The sequence below is a fragment of the Pseudomonas guariconensis genome (assembly GCF_040822035.1).
Classification (GTDB): Bacteria; Pseudomonadota; Gammaproteobacteria; order Pseudomonadales; family Pseudomonadaceae; genus Aquipseudomonas; species Aquipseudomonas guariconensis.
The window spans coordinates 2,904,805-2,930,164 of the sequence record NZ_CP162012.1; the positions used below are offsets into that span (position 1 = coordinate 2,904,805).

Consider the following 25,360-nt stretch of genomic DNA (forward strand, 5'->3'; position numbering starts at 1 on the left):
TCGACTCACTAACGTAAGCCGGGCGTGGCTATTTACTGCAAACCGCCAGACTGGCCGGTCAGGCTTGAGGCAGCCGCACCGGCTCCAGGGTCGCCAACACCCCATCAAGGCAGCCGGGGCTATGCAGGATGTCGTAGTGGCTGGCGCGTACCACCTCGGTGTGGGCAATACGCGGTTGCTGCGCTTCGAGCGCCGCTCGCTCACCGGTCGGGTTGGCACTGGCCCACCAGCAACGCAGCTCGGCCTTGACCACCGGCAACATCGGCAGCTCGCGCGACATTTGCTTGAGCCGCTGGCTGACCATGAAGGTATGCGCCAGCTCATCAGCCCCGAGCAAGGCATAACCCGCGCCCTGTTGTGGCTGACGCTGGATCACCTCGGCAATCAACCCACCCACCTCCTGGGCCTCGATCGCCCCGTGCCCGTCGAGCACTGGTTGCACCGCGTCCGGGTCCATCCCCAGGGTGGCGCAGAGGAAGGCCTGCAGGTCTTCGCGCAGCGCTTCGGCCTGCTCACGGGTGTCCAGCGGCACGTAGCTGTCCACCAGGCCCAGCCAGCGTACGCTCTGCCCTTGGCCCTCCAGGACCTGAGCCACCAGCAGTGCCAGGCTGCCGCCGAGCGACCAGCCCAGCAAGTGATACGGCCCCTGGGGCTGGCGAGCGCGAATGGCAGCGGCGTAGTCACTGGCCATCTGCGCCAGCGACAAGTCTTGCCACTGGCGGTCCAGCAGCATCCGGCACTGCACGCCGTACACCGTGCGCTGCCCTTCCAGGCGCCGGGCCAGGGGCTCGTAGTCGAACACTGTGCCGAACCCTGCATGCAGGCAGAACAGCGGCGCTGCATCCGTCACCGGTTGGTTGAGCAGCAGCAACGGCTCCGGCGCCTGGCCCTGGGCGGCGGTCAGGCCGGCGATGGTCGGGTTGGCCATCATGTCGCGCAGCTTGAGTTCGAAGCCCAGCCCCGGCATCGCCCGTACCTGGGAGATCACCTTCAAGGTGCGCAGCGAATCGCCGCCCAGCTCGAAGAAGTTGTCGGTGATGCCCACCTGATCGACACCCAGCACCTGTTGCCAGACCTGCGCCAGCGCCGCCTGCAGGGGCGTGCGCGGTGCAACGAATTCGCGGGCACCGAAGTCAGGGTCCGGCAGCGCCTTGCGGTCGAGCTTGCCATTGGGCGTGAGGGGGAACTGCGCCAGCACCACCACCTGGGCCGGCACCATGTAGTCCGGCAGGCGCTCGCGCAGGGCCGCCAGCAGGCGCTGGCTCAACCCTTGTTCGGCAGCGGCGACCACATAACCGATCAGCTGGCGGCCTTGCGGTGTGTCGCGCACCACCACCAAGGCATCCTTGACCCCGGTCTGTTCGCGCAGCCGCGCCTCGATCTCGCCCAGCTCGATCCGGAAGCCCCGAACCTTGACCTGATGGTCGACGCGCCCCACGTAATCCACTACGCCATCGGCGCGCATGCGCACCAAATCGCCCGTGCGGTACAGCCGCGCTCCCGGCGCGCCGAACGGGTCGGCGATGAAGCGCTCGGCGGTCTGGCCGCGGTGGTGATGGTAGCCGCGGGCAACGCCCTCGCCACCGATGAACAGCTCACCGACCAGGCCCGGCGGCAAGGGATTGAGGTCGCCATCGAGCACGTACAGGGTCCGCGCCCCCACCGCCAGACCGATCGGCGCATACATTGCCTGGCAATGCCCGCTCGCTGGGGTCTTCCACAGCAGCGGCGTGACCACGGTCTCGGTCGGGCCATAGCCGTTGACCAGGTACTGTGGCGCCAGGCTGCGCTTGACCCGCTCGAAGCTGGCATCCGGTACTGCATCACCGCCAAAGCAGTAGATGCGCACGGCCGGCGCCTCGCCTTGGCGTTCGGCCTGCTCGGCCAGCTCCAGCAAGTACGCCGGCGGGAAGCAGGCGATGGTGATGCGTTGCGCCTTGAGCACCTGCAAGGTCTGCTCGGCGGTCCACAGGTTGTTGTCACGGATCACCAGGGTGCCGCCACTGATCAACGTGGTGATCCAACGCTCATGGGCACCATCGAAGGCGAACGACATGAAGTGCAGCTCGCGGCTGTCGTGGTCCATCTCGTAGAGCTGGGCGATAGCCTGCACATGCATGCTGATCGCCCCATGGGCCACGGCGACGCTCTTGGGCTTGCCGGTAGAACCCGAGGTGTAGATCAGGTAGGCCAGGCCCAGGTCCTGAACCGCCGGCAAGCCCGAGGCATCGACCGTTTCATCGAGTACCAGCGTATCGACCGCAAGGCAGGTCACCGATGGCGCCAGGGTCACCCGATCCTGCAGGCGGTGCTGGGTCAGCAACACCGCCATGCCCGCGTCGGCCATCATGTAGCGCAGGCGCTCGGCTGGGTACTCCGGGTCCAGCGGCACATAGGCACCGCCGCTCTTGAGCACCGCCAGCAGCGACACCACCAGCTCCAGCGAGCGCTCCATGAACACGCCCACCACGGTTTCCGGCCCAACACCCAGCGCTTGCAGACGCACGGCCAAGGCCGTGGCGCGGCGCTCGAGGGTAGCGTAGTCGAGCACTTGCTCGCCCAGCACCAACGCTGGGTGTTGTGGCAGCTCCCTGGCGCGACGGGCAATCAGCTCATGCACCGGGGTGTTGACCACAGTTGGCGCGGCCGCCTGCAACTGGCGTGGCGCGCCCTCGACCAGGCCCAGACAGCCGACCGGCTGGAGGGCATCGTCGCACAGCCTGCAAAGCAGGCTTTCCATGTGCGCGCGTATCTGCTCGACCGTCGCAAGATCAAAGTGCGAACGCTGGTGCATGTACTCGATGCGCAGACCGCCCTCCTCCACGCTGACCATCAGGTCCATAGCAAAGCTGGTCAGGCCGAAGTCCGATACCTCCTCAAAGCGCAGTGAGTCGCCGTCCCACTCGCGCAGCGTGCGATCGACCGGCTGGTTCTCGAACACGATGATGCTGTCGAACAGCGCCTGGCCGCCCTGCCCGGCCCAGCGCTGGATATCGCCCAGTGGCGTGTGCTGGTGATCGCGGATGCGCAGGTTGTAGGCCTGAAGCTCACGCAGCCAGTCGCCCACGGCCTGGGTGGTCGGTACGCTGCTGACCACCGGCAAGGTGTTGATGAACAGCCCAAGCATCTGCTCGGCGCCTTCCAGGGTTTCCGGACGCCCCGACACGGTGGCGCCGAAGGTCACCGTGCGCTGGCCGCTGTAACGCTGCAACAGCAGCAGCCAGGCCGCCTGGACCAAGGTGTTGAGGGTCACCCTTTGCCCTTGGACGAACTGCTGCAGGCGCGTGGTCTGCGTTGCATCCAGCTGGGTGTAGAGCGCGTGATAGCCCGCCTGCGGCTGCTTGACCGGTACGGCACGGGCAAGGTGCGTCGGCCCTTCCAGCGCTGCCAGCGCAGTCTTCCAGAACGCTTCGCTGGTCAGCGGATCCTGGCGCTGCAGCCAGCCGATGTAATGACGGTACTCGGCCACCGGAGACAGCGCCTGGCCACTGTAGTGGCGCAGCACGTCACCGATCAGCCGCGAGACGCTCCAGCCATCCATGAGGATGTGGTGGTAGGTCCAGATCAGCCGGTACCGCTGCTCATCGATGCGCACCAACAGCACCCGCAGCAACGGCGCGCTCCCCAGGGCAAAGCCCTGCTCGCGCTCGGCATCGGCCAGCACGCGCACGGTCTGCCGGGCGTCGGCGCGGTTGCGCCAGTCGAGCACGGTCAGCAGCGGCGGCACTTCGCGCAGCACCACCTGCAGCGGCTCCTGCTCGCCCTCCCAGAGGAACGCGGTGCGCAGGATCGCGTGGCGGCGGGCTACCGCCTCCCACGCCGCAAGCATGCGCTGCGGATCCACGCCCACCACGCCTACTTCGATCTGGTTGACGTACAGGCCATCGTCGCTGTCCTGCAGCCCGTGGAACAGCATGCCCTGCTGCATGGGCGACAGCGGGTAGGCGTCCTCCACTTGCGCGGCAGTGAGCCCAAGGCGCGCCAGTTGGGCCTGCGAAAGCCCCACCGACACCCGCGCCACCGGCGTCTCGAGCGCCGGTGCCAGGGCGGTGGCGACCTGGGCCAAAGCCTCCAGGGTCGGGTGGCTGAACACATCCTTGGGCGTGATCGACAGCCCCGCCTTGCGCGCCAGGGCCACGGCCTGGATCGACACGATCGAGTCGCCACCGAGTTCGAAGAAGTCATCTTCGACGCTGATGTCGTCGCGCTCGAACAGCGCCTGCCAGACCGCCAGCAAGCTCGCTTCCTCAAGCGTGGCCGGTGCGCGCCCCTGACGCGTGCGCGCCTCAGGTGCCGGCAGACGGCGCCGGTCGAGTTTGCCGTTGGCCGTCACCGGCATGCGTTCGAGTTCGATCAATTGAGCCGGTTGCATGTGCTCGGGCAGTCGCTCGGCCAGGGCAGCCTTGAGCACCGCGGGGTCGAGCGCGCCGGCACTGGGTACCAGATACGCCACCAGTTGCGTGCTCTTGCCCACCTCCAGCGCCAGTACCACGGCTTCGGCGACGCCGGGCTGTTCGACCAGGGCGGCCTCGATTTCGCCCAGTTCGATGCGCAGGCCGCGGATCTTCACCTGATGGTCGATCCGGCCGATGTATTCGATCACCCCGTCGGCGCGGTAGCGGGCCAGGTCGCCGGTGCGGTACAGCCGCTGGCCGGCGTCGAATGGCGAGGCGACGAAACGCTCGGCGGTCAGCCCAGGGCGCTGGTGGTAACTGCGCGCCAGGCCCACGCCGCCCAAATACAGCTCACCGACCCGGCCTACGGCCTGGAGCTGCAGGCTGTCGTCGAGGATATAGGTACGCAGGTTGGCGATGGGACGGCCGATCGGCACGCTGTGCCCACCGTCGTCGCGGCAGGTCCAGTGAGTCACGTCGATGGCCGCCTCGGTGGGGCCGTACAGGTTGTACAGCCCGGCCTTGGGCAGCACGCGCAGCACCTGGCGTTGCAATTCGGCGGGCAACGCCTCGCCACTGCAGATCACCTGGCGCAGGCTGTGACAGGAGGCCGCGCCCTCGTCGCGCACGAACGCCTGCAACATCGACGGCACGAAATGCAGCGTATCGACCTGATGACGGTTGATCAGCGCCACCAGTTGCGCCGGGTCCCGATGCGCCCCGGGCTCGGCGATGGCCAGGCGGGCGCCGACCATCAGCGGCCAGAAGAACTCCCACACCGACACATCGAAGCTGAACGGCGTCTTCTGCAACACCGTGTCCCCCGCGCCCAGCGGGTAGGCCGCCTGCATCCAGGCCAGGCGGTTGTACAAAGCGTCGTGACGGTTGCCCGCGCCCTTGGGTCGGCCGGTGGAACCCGAGGTGTAGATCATGTACGCCAGCGAAGCGCCGTCCAGGGCCAGGTCCAGGTTGTGGTCCGGGCCTTGGGTGAGGTCCAGCTGATCCAGGCACAGCACCTGGACGCCATCGACCAGCGGCAAGCGCGCTACCAGGGTGCTGTGGCTGAGCAGCAAGCCCACGCCGCTGTCCTCGAGCATGTACTGCAGGCGCTCGGCCGGGTAGTCCGGATCCATCGGTACGTAGGCGCCACCGGCCTTGAGGACAGCCAACAGGCCAATCACCAGTTCCAGGGAGCGCTCGGCGGCGATGCCGACCAGCACCTCCGGGCCCACCCCGTGCGCGCGCAAGCGGTGCGCCAGGCGGTTGGCCTGGCGGTTGAGCTCGGCGTAGTCCAGTTGCTGATCGCCAAACACCAGTGCCGGCGCCTGCCCCGCACGCTCGGCCTGCGACTCGAACAGCCGATGCACCGGTTGCATTGGCGCGAAGGCCACCTGGGTGTCGTTCCAGGCCAGCAGTTGCAAATCGCGCTCCGAATCCCCCAGCAGCGTCAATTGGCCCAGCGCCTGCTCAGGCGCTGCGGCCATGGCCTGCAACAGGTTGCACAGGTGCTCGTGCAGGCTGGCGATGAAGGTGTCGCCAAAGGCGCTGCGGGCATAGTTGTAGCGCAGCGACAGGCGCGCGCCGAAGTCGGCCGAAACCGTCAGCGGGAAATGGGTCTGTTCGCGACCTTGCACATCCAGGATGCGCAAGCCCGTGTCCGGTCCCTGCTGCAGCGCCTCGGCCAGCGGGTAGTTCTCGAATACCAGCAAGGTGTCGAACAGATTGCCCAGCCCTGCCAGGCGCTGCACCTCGGCCAGCGGACTGTGCTCGTACTCACGCAGGTCCAGGTTCAGCGCCTGGATCGCCTGTACCCACTGCGCCACCGATTGCCCGGGTTCAGGGCGGGCGATCACCGGCAGGGTGTTGATGAACAGGCCCAACTGCTGCTCGATGCCCGGCAGGTCTACCGGACGGCCAGCCACGGTGGCGCCGAAAGCCACGCAGGCTTGCCCACTGTAGCGCTGCAACAGCAGCAGCCAGGCGGCCTGCACCAAGCTGTTGAGGGTGACCTTGTGCTGCCGGGCAAACGCGCCCAGGCGCTCGCTGGTCGCCGGGTCGAGCACCTGGAAATATTCTCCGAAGCCCGTTGCGCCAGGCTCGGCCTGAGCACCATTGGCCAGCAAGGTCGGCTCTTCGAGCGGCGCCAGCTGGGCGCTCCAGAAGTCCTGGGCGGACTGGGCATCCTGGACGACGAGCCAGGCCATGTAGTCGCGGTAGCGGCTGGCACTGCTGGCCGGGGTCTGGCCGGCATAACGCTGCATCACTTCGCCGAGCAACTGCGAGGTGCTCCAGCCATCGAGCAGGATGTGGTGGTGCGTGACGATCAGGTGCTGCCGGCCTTCGGCGGTGTCCAGCACGCTGACCCGCAGCAGCGGTGCCTGGGCCAGATCGAAACCGCGCTGACGGTCAGCTTCGGCGAATGCCTCCAGGGCACTGCGCGGCTGGCCGCGATAGTCCAGCCGTTCCAGCGGCAGACGCACCTGGCGCCCGATCGCCTGCAACGGCTGGCGCAGTTCATCGCCCCACAAAAAGCGCGCACGCAGGGTGTCATGGGCGTCCAGCGCCCCCTGCCAGGCCGCCCGCAAGGCTTCGACGTCCAGTCCTTCGACGTCCAGGCGCAGTTGGTGAACGTAGGCGCCTGGCTCATCGTCGTAGAGGCTGTGGAACAGCATGCCCTGCTGCATCGGCGACAGCGGGTAAAGGTCTTCGACGTCGCGCGCCACAAGGTTCAGGGCATCGAGCTGCGCCTGGTGCAGTTGCGCCAGCGGTACATCGGCCGGTGTCAGCCCGCCATCGCTGGCCAGGCAGTGCTCGACCAGCGCACGCAAGGCCTGGCCATAGGCGTCGGCCAGGGCCTGCATCTGGGTCTGGGCGAAGCGGCGCGGGTCGAACGACCAGCTCAGGCACAGCTCGCCGCCATACACCTGCCCATTGATGCTCAGGCCTTCGAGCACTGTGTTGCCCGGCGCCTGCTCGTCACCGCCGCGCTCGCGTGCCGGTTGCCAAGCCGCCTGTGCATCGAAGCTGGCATCGAACTGGCCCATGTAGTTGAAGGTGATGGCCGGTGCCGGCAGCGCCCCCAGCCCCACGTCGGCCAAATAGCGCAGGATGGCGAAACCGATACCTTTGTTCGGCACCGCACGCAGTTGCTCCTTGACGGCCTTGATGCTGGCGCCGGCATCCAGCGCCGGGGTCAGCTTGACCGGGAAGATCGAGGTGAACCACCCCACCGTGCGGCTCAGGTCGATGTCCTCGAACAGGTCTTCGCGGCCATGGCCTTCGAGCTGCACCAGGGTCGAGGTCTGGCCGGTCCAGGCACAGATCACCTGGGCCAGGGCGGTCAGCAACAGGTCGTTGACCTGGGTGCGGTAGGCTGCCGGGGCCTGCTGCAGCAATTGGCGGGTGAGGTTCGGGTCCAGGCAGGTCTGCACGGCGCAGATCTCCTGCGCCACCGGGTGGGACACAGCCTGGCTCGGCAGGCCTGGCGTCACGTCCTGGTACTGGGCGTGCCAGTACGCGGCCTCGGCCAGCAATGACGGGCTCTGCGCATGCTGTACCAGGCGCCGGGCCCACTGCTGGTAGGCGCTGGTCTTGCCCGGCAGGCGCGGCTGCTCGCCGGCGGCCAATTGCTGGAGGGCCTGCTGCAGATCCTCCAGCAGCACCCGCCAGGACACCCCGTCCACCACCAGGTGATGGACCACCAACAGCAAGCGCTGCCCGCCCTCTGCCATGTCCACCAGCAGGGCGCGCAGCAGCGGTCCCTCGGCCAGATCCAGGCTAGCCTGAGCCTGGTTGCACAGCGCCAGCAAGGCCTGCTCGTCACAGGCGTGGGCGTGCTGCAGCACCGACTGCTCGGCGCCCTCCTGGGCATGCCATTGACGCCACTGGCCGGCCTGCTGCGCAAAGCGCAGGCGCAGGGCGTCGTGCTGGCGCATCACGCAGGCCAGCGCCCTACGCAGCTGCTGCGCATCGACCGGCTGGCGCAGGTCCAGCAACACCGACTGGTTCCAGTGGGCGCGATGGGCCACGGGCTGCTCGAAGAACCACTGCTGGATCGGCGTCAGCGGCGCCTCCCCAACCACCGGCGCATCGCTGTGGACGGCCGCCTCGCTGCGCACCGCGACCCGCGCCAGACTTTGCACGGTCTGGTATTGGAACAGGTCCTTGGGGCTGAAGCGGATGCCGCTCTGACGGGCACGGCTGACCAGCTGGATGGCGATGATCGAGTCGCCACCGAGCTCGAAGAAGTTGTCATCGATGCTGACCGGCGCACGCTTGAGCACCTCTTCCCAGAGCGTGACCAGGTCAGCCTGCAGCGCATCCTGCGGCGCTTGCCAGGCCCCTCGCGACGGCGCCAGGCCCGGCGCGGGCAGCGCCTTGCGGTCGAGCTTGCCGTTGCTGGTCAGCGGCCAGGCGTCGAGCACCATCAAGTGTGCGGGCACCATGTAGTCAGGCAGCTCGCCGCGCAGGTAGTCACGCAGGCCCTGGCCGAAGGTGCTGCTGCCGGCCTCGACGCCAGCCTTGGCCACCAGGTAGCCGACCAGTTGCTTGCTGGCGCCAGCCTCGTGCACCAGCACCAGGGCCTGGGCGACCTGCGGATGCTGTTGCAGGCAGCGCTGGATCTCGCCCAGCTCGATGCGAAAACCGCGGATCTTCACCTGATGGTCGATCCGGCCGATGTACTCGAGGCTGCCGTCGGCGCTGTAGCGGGCCAGATCGCCCGTGCGGTACAGGCGCGCCCCAGGGCGCTCGGCGAAGGGGTCGGCCACAAAGCGCGTGGCAGTCAGATCCGCGCGTTGATGGTAGCCCCGTGCCAGGCCCGCCCCGCCCACGTACAGCTCGCCCACGCAGCCTTTGGCCACCGGGTTCAAACGGCTGTCGAGCACGTACCACGACAAATCGCCGATCGGCTCGCCCAGCGGGCTGCTGTTGCTCGATTCAAGGTCGGCCCAGCCCAGTGGCCGGTAACTCACGTGCACCGTGGTCTCGGTAATGCCGTACATGTTCACCAGTTGCGGCTGGCGGTCGCCGAAGGCTTCGAACCAAGGCCGCAGGTCGGCCACCGCCAGGGCCTCGCCGCCGAAGATCACCGTGCGCAGGGCCAGCGGCCCCTGGTCGCGGGCCGCGCACGCCACCTCGATCAGCGGGCGGAAGGCCGACGGCGTCTGGTTGAGCACCGTCACGCCCTCCTCGCGCAACAGGCGGTGGAAGTCCTGGGGCGAACGGCTGGTGGCATAGGGCACCACCACCAACGTGCCGCCATGCAGCAATGCGCCGAAGATCTCCCACACCGAAAAATCGAACGCATAGGAATGGAACAGCGTCCACACATCGTGCTCGTCGAAGCCGAACCACTGCTGGGTGGCCTGGAACAGGCGCAACACATTGGCATGGGGCAACAAGGTGCCCTTGGGCTTGCCGGTCGAGCCTGAGGTGTAGATGACGTAGGCCAGGTTGTCGGGGTCGGTCAGGTTGGGCAGGTCGTGCTCGGGCGCCTCGCTCAGCCAGGCACCGGCCTGGTCGAGCAACAGCGTCTGAAGGCCCTCGACCTGCGGCAGGCGCACGGCAAGCGGCGCCTGGCTGATCAGCAGGCGCGTGCCGCTGTCTTCGAGCAGATAGGCCAGGCGCTCCTCGGGGTATTCAGGGTCCAGCGGCACATAGGCGCCACCGGCCTTGAGGATCGCCAGCAGCCCCACCAGCATCTCCAGCGAGCGTGGCAAGGCGATGCCCACGCGCACGTCCGGGCCCACACCCTGGGCACGCAGGTGCCAGGCCAGGCGGTTGGCCCGGCGGTTGAGCTCGCCATAGCTCAGGCGCTCGCCCTCGCAGACCACCGCGGTGGCCGCTGGGCGCAAGGCCGCCTGGCGCTCGATGCGCTGGTGCAGGCACTCGCGCAGCTCATGCCGGGCCGGCCTGGGGTTCCACTCGGCCAGGGTGGCAGCGCGCTCAGCGGCATCGAACATCGGCAACTCGCCCAGGGCCGTGGCCGGATTGCGCACGATCGCTTGCAGCAAGTTCAACCAGTGGCGCGCCATGCGCTCGAGGGTGGCGGCCTCGAACAGGTCGGTGGCATAGGTGAACGCCGCGCTCAGGCCCTCGGGCCCTTCGACGGTATCGAGCATCAGGTCGAACTTGGTGCTGCGTTCATCGACCGCCAGCACTTCGACCTCCAGCCCCTGCAACGACCAGCGGGCACTGCCCTCGGCGGCCTGCTGATGATTGAGCATCACCTGGAACAGCGGGCTCTGGTTCAAGCTGCGTTCTGGCTGCAGCGCGTCCACCAGTTGTTCGAACGGCACGTCCTGATGGCTCTGAGCTTGCACGGCCGCAGCCCTGAGGGCCTGCAGCAGGTCCAGGAAGGGTTGCTCGGGCTGCGGCTGGCTGCGCAGCACCTGGGTGTTGATGAAAAAGCCCAGCAGCGTCTGCACGTCCTGGCGTGTGCGGTTGGCCACCGGCACGCCGACACGGATGTCGTGCTCGCCGCTGTAGCGGTGCAACAACGCATGCAGCGACGCCAGCAGCACCACGAACAACGTACAGCCCTGCTCGCGGGCCAACTGGCGCAGGCCTTCCAAGGTTGCGGCGGGCACCTGGACGCTGACGCAATCGCCCTGCTGGCTGGGCACGCTCGGGCGCTTGCGGTCCAGCGGCAGGCTCAAAAGCGGGTGTTCATCGCCCAACTGCTCGCGCCAATACTGCAATTGCCGCTCGCCCTCGCCCGCCTCCAGCCACAGCCGCTGCCACAGGGCAAAGTCGGCGTACTGGATCGGCAGGGCCTCTACCTGCGGCGCCTGGCCGCTGGCGAACGCCGCGTAGTGGCGGGTGAATTCCTCGATCAGGATGGGCAACGAGGCGCCATCGGTGACGATATGGTGCAGCGTGAGCACCAACACATGATCCTGGGCGCCGAGCCGGACCAACCGGGCGCGCATCAGCGGGCCGTGGGCCAGGTCGAACGGTGCCCGGGCAGCGCTGGCGATGGCAGCCTGAAGGCCTGCCTCGTGCGCCTCGACCTGCTCCAGCGGGCAGGCCATCGCAGGGTGGATCACTTGCTGCACTGCCCCCGCCTCCAGGCGGAAGGTGGTGCGCAGTACTTCATGGCGCGCCAGCAGCGCGGCCAGGGTCTGCTCCAGGGCCGCACGGTCCAGCGGGCCGCGCAGGCGGAAGGCACCGGTCAGGTTGTAGGCGCTGGCCTGTGGCTCCAGTTGCCAGATGAACCACAGCCGCTGCTGGGCGTAGGACGCCGGCACCACCTGCAAACCCGCCGCACGCGGCGGGATCGGCAGGGCTTCCAGGGTCAGGCCCTGCTCGCGCATCTTGCCTTGCAGCGCCTGTCGGGCTTCGGCCGACATCCCTGCAAACCGTTGCGCCAGCGCCAGCATTCTGTCCGGTACCGCATTCATAGAGCTTCAACCTCGTCGAACAGCGCCTCCAGGGAGTCCACTGTGTTTTGCTGATTACCGGCTTGCTCGCGCAATGCATCGATCTCCTGCGCCAGGCGTTCGAGGGTCTCGCCCTCGAAGAACACCCGCAGCGGGATCGTCAGGCCCAAGGCTTCCTGGATCCGGGTACGGATCGCGGTGGCCAGCAGCGAGTGGCCGCCGAGCTCGAAGAAGCTGTCCTGCACACCGACCTTGTCCACCTGCAGGGCCTCGGCCCAGATACCGGCCAGGGTGCGCTCAAGGTCCGTGCGCGGTGCGATGTACTGGCTGCGTCGGCTGTCCAGGGCCAGCAAGGCATTGCGGTCGAGCTTGCCATTGGGGGTCTGCGGGAAGCGTTCCAGCACCCGGATGCGCGCCGGCAGCATGTGCTCGGGCAGCACCTGGGAGAGGTGGCTGTGCAGGTCCAGGCCCAGTTGCTCGTGACCTTCCTGAGTAGAAACGACGAAGGCCAGCAATTGTTTACCCGCCGCGGTGTCATGGGCGATCACCAGGGCATCGTCCACGCCGCGCCCGGCGCGCAGGGCGTTTTCGATTTCGCCCAGCTCGATGCGAAAACCGCGCAGCTTGACCTGATGATCCAGGCGCCCAAGGCAGTCCAGGGTACCGTCGACCCGGTAGCGCGCTACATCGCCTGTGCGGTACAGGCGCTGCCCCGGTTCCTGGGCGAACGGGTCCGGCAAGAAGCGCTCGGCGGTCAGGGACGGCCGCGCCAGGTAGCCACGGCACAGGCCATCGCCGGCCACGTGCAGCTCGCCCTCGACACCCGGCGCGACCGGTTCGAACTGCGCGTCCAGCACATGCACCCGCAGGCCTTGGACCGGCTTGCCGATGGCGATGCCATGGCCGTCGGCCGGGTCCAAATAGGTGGCGGTGGACCACACGGTGGCTTCGCTCGGTCCGTACTCGTTGACCAGCGAAACCCCTGCCAGACGCTCGCCGTGGCGCCGCGCAAGCTCTTGGGTGCAGGCCTCGCCGGCGACGATCACGCAGCGCAGGCTCGGTGCATCGAGGTATTCGAGGATCTGCCCGTGGAACGAGGGCAACGTCAGGTAATGGGTCACGCCCTCCCGGGCGATCAGCGCGGCCAGCTGTTGCGGATCCTTGTAGCTGTGCTCGTCCGGCAGGGTCAGTGTCGCGCCCTGGCTCAACGCCCAGAAGACACCGGCCACGGAGCTGTCGAAGGAGAACGACGACAGCATCAGGAAATTGCTCAGCGCTTCGCGGTAGAAATGCCCACGGGCCAAGGTCGAGGCCACGGCGTTGGCGTGGCTGACCATGACCCCCTTGGGCTTGCCGGTGGAACCGGAGGTGTAGATCACGTAGGCCAGATTGTCGGCATCGCCCAGTGGCGCCGGGGCCTGCTCGCTGGCCGACCACACGGGCGCATCGGCGGCCAGGGAAGTGACCGTCAAACGCGGGTCCTGCTGCCAGGCCGCAGGCAGTGGCAGGCAGGCCAGCACCTGCTCGGCACCGGCATCGGCGAGCATGAAGGCCAGGCGCTCGGCCGGGTAGTTCGGGTCCAGCGGCAGGTAGGCGCCTCCGGCCTTGAGGATGCCCAGCAGTGCCACCACCAGCTCGCGGCTGCGCTGGCCATACACCGCCACCACCTGGTCCGGGCCTGTGCCCTGGGCGCGCAAGGTGTTGGCCACCTGGTTCGACAGGCGCTCCAGCTCGCCATAGGTCAGCCGCTCGCCGCCCACGCTCAAGGCGATGGCCTGGGGCTGACGCTCGGCCTGCTCGGCGAACAACGCTTGCAACTGCCGCGCCTGGCGCAGGGAGGCGGCCTGGGGGTTGAAGCCCTGCAGCACCAGCCGGCGCCCAGCCTCATCGAGCAAGCCGGCCTCGGCAAGGTCCTGCGCTGGCGCGACCAGAGCCTGACCGGCAAAGTGCAGGAACTGCCCCAGCAGCATCTGCAAGGCCTCGACGCTGAAGGCAGCGGCATCGGCATCCAGGCGCACCAGGCCTTCGCCTAGCACCAGGCGCAGGCGCTCGGCCGGCCCTTCGGCGTCCAGCGCCAAAACGCTTTGTTCAGCGGCGCTCGGGCGATGGACGAAGCCGTAGCGGCACAGCCCCAGGTCGAACTCGTTCAGGCAGTCCAGCCAGGAGCGCGACTGTTCGAGGTGGGTCGTCATCTCGTCGGTCAACCCATCGAGGCTGGCGCCCTGGCGTTGGTCGAAGGCCACCGGCAGGGCCCGGGCGAACACGCCACAGGCATCGGCCAGATCCTCGTTACGGCCCTCCACGTGCAGGCCGATCAGCAGACGCTCTTGCTGGCTGATACGGGCCAGGAAAGCGCCCCACAGCGCCAGCACCCGCGCCTCGCCGCCGTCGCTCGACAGCAGCGCCTCGAGCGTCCGATCGGCACGGCTGGCCTGGTGGCGAGCGTTGGCGTGGCCTGGGGTTTCGAAGGCCAGGCGGTGGTTGACCTGATGGCTGCGCACCAGCGCCTGCCAGAACGCCGCGCCCTGGCGGCCCAGCTCATCTTCGCGCAGTTCCTGCTGCCAGGCGGCGAAGTCGACGTACTGCAACGCCTCGTCGTTGTCGGCGAGCACGCGGCCCTCGCACAAGGCGGCCAACTCGCCCGCCACCATCAGCAGGCTGGCGCGGTCGAGGCTGGCCGCGCTGCCCAGCAGCAACAGGCGTGGCTGGGCACCGGCCAAGGCGCTCACCGCCACGCTGCAGGCACCGGCTGCACTCACCTGGGCCCTGGCCCAGGCCAGCGCCTGGTCCAGGTCGCGGTCGGCCTCGGCATGTACGGCGCCAGGCACTTGCGCCTGCACGGCCTGCAGCGGCCAGGTCATGCCCGGCAGGCGGCGGTATAGGGTGCGCAGTATTTCGTGGCGCGCACCCAGGGTCGCCAGGTGCGCGGACAGCGCGCTGGCATCGGGCAGGCGTGCGACGCTGAGCACCACCCAGGCGTGCCCTGGGTGCTCGCCCTGGTTGGCCAAAGCCAGCGCCTGCTGGGCAGAGGCCTGGAACAGTTCACCGCCTACGTCGTCATGGCCTGGCTGGAGGGAGAGGGTCATGTGTGGAGCTCCTTAATCGTGGGCCAGATCGGCGCTTTTCTGCGCGATCGCCATGGCGGTGAGAATTTTTCGACGGCCCGTGAAGGCGTTGCGCGCATGCACGGTGAGGATGTTGTCCAGCAGCACCACGTCGCCCTTCTGCCAGTCGAATTCGACCATCACGTCGCGGTAGATCTGTTGCAGGTGGCGCACCACGTCATCGCCGATCGGCGTGCCATCGCCAAAGAACGTGTTCTGCGGCAAGTCCAGCGGGCCGAACTCGCGCAGCAGGTTGTCGCGGATGCTGTCAGGCAGGGTCAGGGCATTGAAGAAGGTGCCGTGGTTGAACCAGATGCGCTCGCCGGTCTGCGGGTGGCGGACGATGGCCGGGCCACGCTGACGGGTGCGCAGGCGGTTGCCTGGTTTCCACTCGGCCTCTACACCGATTTGCGCGCAGTAGGCTTCCACTTCGCTGCGCACCTCGCTCTGGAACACGGTCTGCCACGGCAGGCCCATGCCGTCGCCATAGTTGCGCACATAGAGAATGCCCTTGCGGGCGAAGGCTTCGCGCACCTGCGGATCGACGCGGTCGAGGATCAGCCGGGTATCGCCCAGCGGCGTCTGGCCACCGGTCTGGGAGGGGGTGTCGCAGTAGAAGTACAAATGCAGCGGGAACACCGGCGAATAGGAGTGCTCGTTGTGCGGGAAGATCCGCTCACCGGCCGGGTAGTCAGTGGAGCTGTAGATGTTGAACTGGCCCGTGATCTGGGTGCGTGGCGAGGCGCGGAACAGGTACTGCAGGGCGCCGCCGGAAATCGCGTCGATACACTGGTTGAATTGATCGATACCTGCCACATCGAAGCCGCGGAACAGGATCGCCGCCCCCTGGTGCAACTGCTGCTGGATCAGCGCGCGGTTCTGCGCCGCCCAGGCGACCAGATCGACCCCTGGCACGGTGGGCGTACACAGCAGCGGAAAGCCCGCCTCGAACAACGGGCGGAAGCTGACCAGGCTGGACGTGTCGCTGGAAATGCGCTTGCGCACACCGCGCATGGGGCGAGAGGACAATGAAGTGACAGACATGACGCCTCCTGGAACTGGACCATGGCGGCTCGTCGCGAGCCGCCGCAAAAGTCGTTGAACAATCAGGTCATTCGACGGCGCTGGAGCGACGCCGGCGGATCGGGTGCAGCCCTTTGAGGCGGGCGGCGCGTTCGCTGCTCTGGCGCTGCTGGTGGTCACGCCAGACCTGCTCGGCCCGGGCCGACAGCTCGCCCAGGGTGGCTGCGCCCCCGACCAGCGCCGCGAGCACCGCCCGGACCTGCTCGAACATCGCCTCCAGCGTGGCCGGAGCGAAACGCCCGGCCGGATACTCGAAGCTCAGGTGCAGGTGCTCGTCGTCGTTGTAGAACGCCGCCACCAGGTCCAGCTCGGCGGCCTGGCGCCCGGACGGGAAGTCACTGACCTGCAGCGCCCCCATCGACGGCAGGCGCCCCACGCCTTCCTGGTGGATCAGCTTGATCGAGAACAGCGGCGAGCGGCCGTTGCGCCGGGGCAGGCGCAGGGCCTCGACCAGGCGCTCGAACGGCAGGTCTTGGTGCTCGGATGCCTCGATCAACGTTCGGCTGCACAGGGTCAGCAGCTGATCGGCAGTCATCGCCGGCACAAGCTCCACCTGCAACACCAGCTGGTTGACGAAGAAGCCAACCATGCGCTCGAGCTCGGCATGGTTGCGGTTGGCGATGTCGGTGCCGATGCGCAGGCGGGCCTGCCCGGTGCGCTGTTGCAACACCACGTTGAACGCGGCCAGCAGCACGCTGAACAGCGACTGCTGGCGTTGCCGTGCGAACCGGCGCAAGGCCGCGCTCTGGGCGCGGTCGAAGGTGAAGTGGCAGGTCGCGCCCTGCCCGGCTTCGCCGGGTTCGGCAGTCGGGTCCGGCGGCAGCTCCAGCACCGGGTGATGCTCGCCCAGATGGGCCTGCCACCAGGCGAGTTGGCGTTGCAGTTCGCCGCCCTGCTCCAGCCACTGGCGCTGCCAGCGGGCGAAGTCGGCGTATTGCAGGTTCAGCCCTGGCAGGGTCGGCTGCTCGCCTGCCGCGAATGCGCTGTAGAGGCTCACGAACTCGTCGATCAGCACACGGAACGAGCCGTCGTCGGCGACGATGTGGTGCAAGGTCATGAGCAGCACATGGTCCTGGTCGGCCAGTTGCAGCACCTGCACACGCAGCAGTGGGCCGTTGGCCAGATCGAACGGCTGCGCGACTTCCTCGCGGGCCAGTGCCTGGGCACTGGCCTCGGCATCGGCCAGGCCACGCAAGTCGCGGTAACGCAGCGCTAGCGGCAGGTCGTCACGCACCTGTTGCCAGGTACTTCCGCGCGCCTCGTGGTAGGTGCTGCGCAGCACTTCATGACGCGCCAGCAAGGCTTCGAAGGTACGGCGCAGGGCGTCCGGATCCAGTGGGCCGCGCAGGCGCAGGGCGCCGGGCATGTTGTACATCGAGCTGTGCGGCTCCAGGCTCCAGAGGAACCACAGGCGCTGCTGGGCGAACGACAGTGGCTGCTCGCCCGGCCCTGAGTCTCGCGCCATGGCCGGGCGGGCGAGTACGGCCTGATCGGCACTGGCGCTCACCTGCTCGGCAAAATCGCACAGCCGCGGATGCTCGAACAGCGCCCGCAGGCTCACTGCACGCCCCACTTGCCGGCGCACCTGGGAGACGATCTGGGTGGCCAGCAGGGAGTGGCCGCCCAGGTCGAAGAAGTTGTCCTCGCGGCCCAGGCCATCGAGGCCCAGCACCTGCTGCCAGATCTGCCCGAGCTGCTGCTCCAGGCCTTCGCGCAGCGGCTCGCCACCCTCAAGCGCCAGGGCCTCGGGCGCGGGCAAGGCCGTGCGGTCGAGTTTGCCGTTGCGGTTGAGCGGCAGCGCTGCCAGCGCCACCACCTGGGCCGGCAACAGGTAGTCCGGCAAGCGGGCCTTGAGCGCCTGGCGCACGGCGCGGGTCAGTTCGGCGCTGGTATGCGCAGGCGCGGTGGGCACGGCGTAGCCGATCAATTGCTTGCCGGTGGCGCCCTCGTGCACCAGCACCGCTGCTTCGCGGATCATGGGCAACGCTTGCAGGTGCGCTTCCAGCTCACCCAGTTCGACCCGGAAACCACGGATCTTCACCTGATGGTCGGCCCGGCCGATGTACTCGACCACGCCATCGGCGCGCACCCGCGCCAGGTCGCCGCTGCGGTACAAGCGCTGGCCCGGGGTGCCGGCGAACGGGTCTGGCACGAAGCGCTCGGCGGTCAGCGCCGCACGGCCATGGTAGTCACGGGCAAGGCCCGCGCCTGCGGCGATGCACAGCTCGCCGGCCAGGCCCACCGGGGCCAGGTGGCCGTGGCCGTCCAGGATGTGCAGCGCCCGCCCCGGCAACGCGCGGCCGATCGGAATGGCGCCCGCGCTGTCGGCCAAGGTGCAAAGGTGCGTGCTCGACACCACCGTGGCCTCGGTGGGGCCGTAGGTGTTGACCAGCCGCACATGCCCCAGCCCAGCCGCGTGCCACAGCTTGAGCCCCTCGGCGGACATCGCCTCGCCCCCCACATGCACCTGGCGCAGGCGCCCGGCCTCACGCGGTGCGCTGGCGGCCCACTCCTGGGCCAGCAGGAACCAGTACGCCGCCGGCAGGTCGGCCAGGGTGATGCCCTGGGCGATGATCTGCTCGTACAGGGTCGTGGTGTCCCACAGCTCATCGCCGCGCAGCACCAAGCAGGCGCCCACGCACAGCGGCGGGTAGCACTGCTCGACGAAGCCGTCGAAGCTGAAGGTGGCGAACTGCAGCACTCGATCCTCGGGGACCAGTTGCGAATAGTCGGCGGCGATCACGCAGAATTCGCGCAGTGCCGCATGGGCAATCGACACCCCCTTGGGCTGGCCGGTGGAACCGGAGGTGTAGATCAGGTAGGCCAGGTCCTGGGCACTGGCCAGGTTGACCGGGTTTTCCGGGCTGTAGCCCTCCAGCCAGCCCTCGCCCGCCTCCAGCAGCAGGCAAGGCAGCCCGGCCGGCGCCTGGAGCAAACCAGGCTGCATGAGCAACAGGCTCAGGGCGCTGTCCTCGATCATGTAGGTCAGGCGTTCGGCCGGGTAGTCGGGGTCCAGCGGCACATAGGCGGCGCCCGCCTTGAGCACCGCCAAGAGGCTGGCGATCATCATCGGCCCGCGTCGCACCGACAGCCCCACGCGCTGGCCAGGGCCTACGCCGCATGCGCGCAGGCGATGGGCCAGGCGGTTGGCCTGGGCATTGAGTTTGTCGTAGGTCCAGCGCTGCTCGCCGGCGATCAGGGCCAGCGCCTGTGGCGTGAGCGCTGCCTGGCATTCGAAGCGCTGGTGCGCCAACAGCGGGCTGTCCAGCGTCAGCCGCGGCTGCCCGCCCTGAGCCAGGCGCTCGGCGTGATGCGCGGCATCGAGCAGGCCCAGGCTCGCCAGCGGCTGTTCAGGCGCGGCCACGAACTGCGCAAGCAGGTGCACCAGGGCATCGCGCAGCTGCGCCACCTGTGCACTGCCGATCCGGGTGCGGTCGTGGCTGAAGGTCAGTACCAGGCCCTGGTGCTGCTCGATGCCCAGGGTCAGCGGATAGCTGGTCTGCTCGACGTTGCTGACCTGCGAGAGCCGCAAGCCGCCCGGTGCCCCTTGGCGCAGCGCCTCGGCCACCGGGAAGTTCTCGAACACCAGCAGGCTGTCGAACAAGGCCCCCTGCTGGCCGGCCCAGCGCTGGATGTCCACCAGCGAAGTGTGCTCGTGCTCGCGCAGTTGCAGGTTAAGCGCCTGCACCTCGCCCAGCCAGGCAGCCACGCGCTGGGTCGCACGCGGCGCGCAGATCACCGGCAAGGTGTTGATGAACAACCCGACCTGCTGCTCGATGCCCGGCAACTGCGCCGGGCGCCCGGCCACGGTGGCGCCGAAGGCCACCGATGGCTGGTTGCAGTAGCGCTGCAGCAGCAACGCCCAGGCCGCCTGGAACACCACGCTGACGGTCACCTGTTGGGCCCGGGCGAACGCCGCCAGGCGTTGGCTGAAGGCTTCGTCCAAGCCGTGGACCAACTCGCCGAAACCCTCCTCGCCCGCCTCGCGGGGCAGCGCTTCGCCCAGCAGGGTCGGTGCTTCGAGCCCCTGGAGCTGGCCGCGCCAGAAGACCTCGTCCAAGGCCGGGTCGCGCCGTTGCAGCCAGGCCAGGTAATCGGCGTACTTGCCCGCACTCACCGGCGGTTGGCCGCCTGCATAGCGTTGCAACACCTCGCCCAGCAGCTGAGCGTTGCTCCAACCATCCATGAGGATGTGGTGGCTGGTGTAGATCAACTGGTAGCGCTCGCCGCCCAGGTGCACCAGCACCAGGCGCAGCAAGGGTGCGCGGTCCAGGGCGAAGGCGCGGGTGCGCTCCTGATCGGCAATACGCTGGATATCCGCGCCTTCACCCGGCAGCACCTGCAGTGGCAGTGCTACCTCGCGGGCGATCGACTGCACCGGCTGCGCCAGGGCCTCCCAGTGATACTGGCTGCGCAGCACGTCGTGGCGTGCGAGCACGGCCTGCCAGCTGGCGGCGAAGCGCGCCACGTCCAGGCCGTCGATGCACACCTGCAACTGGTTGATGTAGGCGCCGGTCTCGGGCGCGTAGAGGCTGTGGAACAGCATGCCCTGCTGCAAGGGCGAAAGCGGCAGCACATCCTCGACGTGAGCCCAGTCCAAGGCCAGGCCATCGAGTTGTGCCTGGTTCAGCCGCGCCAAAGGGAAGTCCGAAGGTGTCACGCCGAGGGTGCCGGGGGCCAGGCAATGGTCAAGCAACGCCTCGAGGGCCTGGCCCAAGCCCTCGGCCAGACGCTCGAGTGTGGATGTGTCGAAGCTTTCGCGGCAGTAGCGCCACTCCAGCACCAGCTGGCCCTGGTACACCTGCCCTTCCAGGCTCAAAGCGCTGGCCAACGGCGCCATAGGATCCTGGGCCTGGCCGCTGCCTTCGATGGCCGGGGCGAACAAGGCGTCGTCTCCGAATTGCTGGTCGAACTGGCCCAGGTAGTTGAACAGGATGCCCGCCTGCGCCTGGGCGGCCAGCTGTGCGCCGGCCTCGGCATCCAGGTAGCGCAGCACACCATAGCCGACGCCCTTGTCCGGCACCGCGCGCAACTGTTCCTTGACCGCCTTGATCGCCTCGCCCGGCGTCGGCGCAGCCTTCAGGCGCACGGGGAACAGGCTGGTGAACCAGCCCACGGTGCGGCTCAGATCGATGTCGTCGAACAGCGCCTCGCGACCGTGGCCTTCGAGCAGTACCAGGCAGTCCGCCTGAGCGCTCCAGTCAGCCACGGCCTGGGCCAGGGCGGTCAACAGCAGGTCGTTGACCTGGGTGCGGTAGGCCTGGCCTGCGCGCTGCAGCAATTGGCGGGTGCGTTCGGCGCTCAGGCGCCAGGTCAGCACGGCCGCGCTGGCGTTGACCCTGCGCCCATTCGGGTTGTCGTGCGGCAGTGGCGCGCTGGCGCGCTGCGCCAGCCAGAACGGCAATTGCTGACGAGCTCGTGGCAGGTAATCGCCCAAACGTGCAGCCCAGTGCTGGTAGCCGCTGGTCTTGACCGGCAAGGCCTGCTGACGGTAGGCCTGCTGCAGGTCCTCCAGCAGCACGCGCCAGGACACCCCGTCCACCACCAGGTGATGGGCGACTAGCAAGAGCCGCTGGCTGCCATCGGCCATCTGCACCAAGAGCGCACGCAGCAGTGGGCCGTCGGCGAGGTCCAGGCTGGCCTGGGCCTGGTCGCACAGGGCGCGCAAGGCCTGGGCCGACGCAGCCTGACGATGCCACAGCTGCACAGGCGCCGCCTCGGCGTGGGTTTGCTGCCAGCCGGTCAATGTGTGGCGATAGCGCAGGCGCAAGGCGTCGTGTTGCTGGACCAGGCGCTCCAGGGCCGCCTCCAGACGCTCGGGCTGCAGCGGCTCGCGAGGGGTCAGCAGCAGGCCTTGGTTCCAATGCTCGCGCGTCGGAATCGTCTGTTCGAAGAACCAATGCTGGATGGGCGTCAACGCCACCTCGCCCTGCAGCGGCCCTTGCTCGACCTGCACCAGCGGCGCCTGCTCCACGGCTTCGGCCAGCTCGCGCAGGGTCTGGTGCTTGAACACATCGGCGGGGCTCAGGCGCAGGCCGGCCTGGCGGGCGCGGCTGACCACCTGGATGGCGATGATCGAATCGCCGCCCAGGGCGAAGAAGTTATCGTCCAGCCCGACCGCCTCGACGCCCAGCAACGGCTGCCAGATCTGCGCCAAGGCGCGCTGGCGTTCGCTGTGCGGCGCCTCGTGCTGCTGGCGTACCGCTCCGGCGCGTGGCAGGGCCTTGCGGTCGAGCTTGCCGTTGGCAGTGACCGGCAGACGCTCCAGGAGCATGAAGCACTCCGGCACCATGAACACCGGCAGGCTCAGTTGTAGATGGGCTCGCAGCTGCGCCTGCAGCGCGCCGCTGTAGGCCACCGGCGCCGACGGCACCAGGTAGGCGACCAACAGCTTGTTGTCCTGGGCCAGCACCACCGCTTCCTTGACCGCCGGGTGAGCCATCAGGCCGGCCTCGATCTCGCCCAGTTCGATGCGCAGGCCACGGATCTTCACCTGATGATCCAGGCGCCCCAAGTAGTCGATCACGCCATCTTCGCGGTAACGCGCCAGATCGCCGGTGCGGTACAGGCGCTCACCGGAGCCGAATGGGTCGGCCATGAAGCGCTCGGCGGTCAGCGCCGGGCGGCGGTGGTAACCACGCGCAAGGCCCACGCCGCCCAGGTACAGCTCACCGGCGGCGCCAACCGGCACCGGGTTGAGTTCGGCATCGAGGATGTGGGTGCGCAGGTTGGCGATGGGCCGGCCGATCGGCACGCTGTGGCGGCCATCCTCGATGCAGGCCCAGTGGGTCACGTCGATGGCGGCTTCGGTCGGGCCGTAGAGGTTGTACAGGCCCGCCCCAGGCAAACGGGCGAACACCTGGGCCTGGGCTTCGGCCGGCAGGGCCTCGCCGCTGCAGACAATGCGTCGCAGGCTGGTGCAGGCCTGGACGCCCGGCTCATGGATGAAGGCCTGGAGCATCGAGGGCACGAAGTGCAAGGTGCTGATGCCCTGCTCGGTGATGATCTGGATCAGTTGTGCCGGGTCGCGATGGGCACCGGGCTGGGCCACCACCAGGCGCGCACCGACCATTAGCGGCCAGAAGAACTCCCACACCGACACATCGAAGCTGAACGGCGTTTTCTGCAACACGCTGTCGCACGCCTGCAGCCCATAGGCCTGCTGCATCCAGGCCAGGCGGTTGAACAACGCCTGATGGCTATTGCCAGCACCTTTGGGGCGGCCGGTGGAACCGGAGGTGTAGATCACATAGGCCAGGTTGTGGCCACTGACCTGGCAGGCGGGATCGCTGTGCGGATACCCGGCGCAGTCGGCGGCGGCACTGTCCAGGCACAAGATGCGTAGGTCGGCGTTCAGCGGCAGGCGTGTCCGCAGCGCGGTCTGGGTCAACAGCAGGTTCACACCGCTGTCTTCGAGCATGTAGGCCAGGCGTTCGGCGGGGTAGTCCGGGTCCAGCGGCACGTAGGCACCGCCGGCCTTGAGGATTGCCAGCAGGCCGACCACCATCTCCAGCGAACGCTCAAGGGCAATGCCCACCAGCACCTCAGGGCCGACGCCTGCCTCGATCAGGCGATGGGCCAGGCGGTTGGCTCGGGCGTTCAGTTCGGCATAGCTCAACTGCGTACTGCCGAACACCAAGGCCGGGGCATCCGGCGTGCGCAGGGCCTGCGCCTCGATCAGGCGCTGCACGCAGGGGCCGTTTTCGTAGTGCTCGGCGGTGGCGTTCCAGCCGCGTAGCAGACGCTCGCGTTCGGCATGCCCCAGCAGCGGCAGGTCGCCCAGGCGTGCATCCGGCGCCTGGACGATGCCCTGCAGCAGGTTCAGCCAGTGCTCGCGCAAGCGCTCGATGCTGGCCTGCTCGAACAGGTCGCAGGCGTAGGTCAAGGCTGCGTGCAGGGCGCCAGACTTTTCCAGCGTGTCCAGGGCCAGGTCGAACTGGGTGGTGCGCCCACCCAACTCAAGGCGCGAGGCCTTGAGCCCGTCGGCGATGTACAACTGCTCGAGGTCGGCGACCACGGGCTGGTGGTTGTAGAGCACCTGGAACAGCGGCGAATGGGCGGCATCGCGCGAAGGCTCAAGGGCATTGACCAGACGCTCGAACGGCAGCTCCTGGTGCGCCTGGGCACCCAACACTGCCGTACGGACTTCAGCCAGCAGCGCGTTGAACGGCTGATCCCCACGCGGCTGGGCGCGCAGCACCTGGGTGTTGACGAACAAGCCGATCAACCCTTCGGTCTCGGCCTTGCCGCGCCCAGCGACCGGCACGCCGACACGGATGTCCTGCTGGCCGGTGTAGCGGTGCAACAGGGCCTGGAACGAGGCCAGCAGCACCATGAACAAGGTCACGCCTTGCTGCTGGGCCAGTGTGCGCAGGCCCGTGGCCAACGCAGGGTCGATGGCGAACTCCAGGCGCACGCCGCGATAACTCGGTGCGGCTGGCCGGGGAAAATCGGTCGGCAATTCCAACACCGGCTGTTCATCGCCCAGCTGGGCCGTCCAATAGTCGAGCTGGCGCTGCAACTCGCCCGCCTCCAGCCAGCTTCGCTGCCACAGGGCGTAGTCGGCGTATTGGATCGGCAGCGGCGGCAACTGGGGTACCTGGCCCGCCACGCATTGGGCGTACAGGCGGCTGAATTCGTCGATCAGCACGTTCATCGACCAGCCATCGGCGACGATGTGGTGCAAGGTGAGCAACAGCACGTGCTCGTCCTCGGCCAGGCGTACCAGGCATACCCGTAGCAACGGCCCTTCCTGCAGGTCGAACGGCAGGCCCGCCTGCTGCTGGGCGATGTCTTGCAAGCGCTGCTCGCGCTCGGCGCAACCTGAAAGATCGTGGCGCTCCAGCGCCAGTGGCCCAGGCGCCTGCACGCGGGGATACCAGATGCCCTCCTCCAGGCGGAACAGCGTGCGCAGCGGCTCATGCCGCGCCACCAGCGCCTCGAAGGCCGCGCTCAGTGCGTCCAGGTCCAGCACGCCCTGTAGGCGCACCGCTCCGGGTAGGTTGTAGGCTGCGCCTTCTGGATCGAGCAACCACAACAGCCCCATGCGCTGCTGGGCGTAGGACGGCTGCGCGCAGGCGATGCCCTCGACCTGCGCAGGAATGGGCAACAGCGAGAACTCCACCCCTTCTCGCGCCAAGGCCTGAAGAAACAGGCGCCGCTTGTCCAACGGCAGGGCGATAAAGCGACGGGCAAGCTTCTCGGCGTCTTCAGGTTTCATGCTGGGCGTCTTCCTAAAAGTTCATTCGTAGTGCCGGGGCACTCGCATGCAGTTAGGAACGAAACTCAATTCGGCGGATTTAGGCTCGGCGCAACGCCGCGGCCCAGAGGCTTTGAAATATTTTTTTGCATTTTGCCCCGCAGGTTTTTGCCGCTCATTCGTCACATATAGAAACGA

Annotated in this window: 4 protein-coding genes; all 4 read right to left on the minus strand. The window is 68.1% G+C overall.

The features are described from left to right. Positions 1 to 58 precede the first annotated feature (58 nt). Positions 59 to 11,746, minus strand: coding sequence for an amino acid adenylation domain-containing protein (locus AB1N67_RS13300; protein WP_367863048.1), 11,688 nt, complete (start codon positions 11,744 to 11,746; stop codon positions 59 to 61). A gap of 47 nt (positions 11,747 to 11,793) precedes the next feature. After that, a complete protein-coding gene (locus AB1N67_RS13305) occupies positions 11,794 to 14,862 on the minus strand; it encodes an amino acid adenylation domain-containing protein (RefSeq protein WP_367863049.1) in 3,069 nt (1,022 codons plus the stop codon). Between the two features lie 12 nt (positions 14,863 to 14,874). Then, a complete protein-coding gene (locus tag AB1N67_RS13310; protein ID WP_102081866.1) occupies positions 14,875 to 15,924 on the minus strand; it encodes a TauD/TfdA family dioxygenase in 1,050 nt (349 codons plus the stop codon). 67 nt (positions 15,925 to 15,991) lie between these two features. Further along, positions 15,992 to 25,183: an amino acid adenylation domain-containing protein gene (locus AB1N67_RS13315; RefSeq protein WP_367863050.1), complete on the minus strand. Its 9,192-nt coding sequence runs from the start codon at positions 25,181 to 25,183 to the stop codon at positions 15,992 to 15,994. Positions 25,184 to 25,360 lie beyond the last annotated feature (177 nt).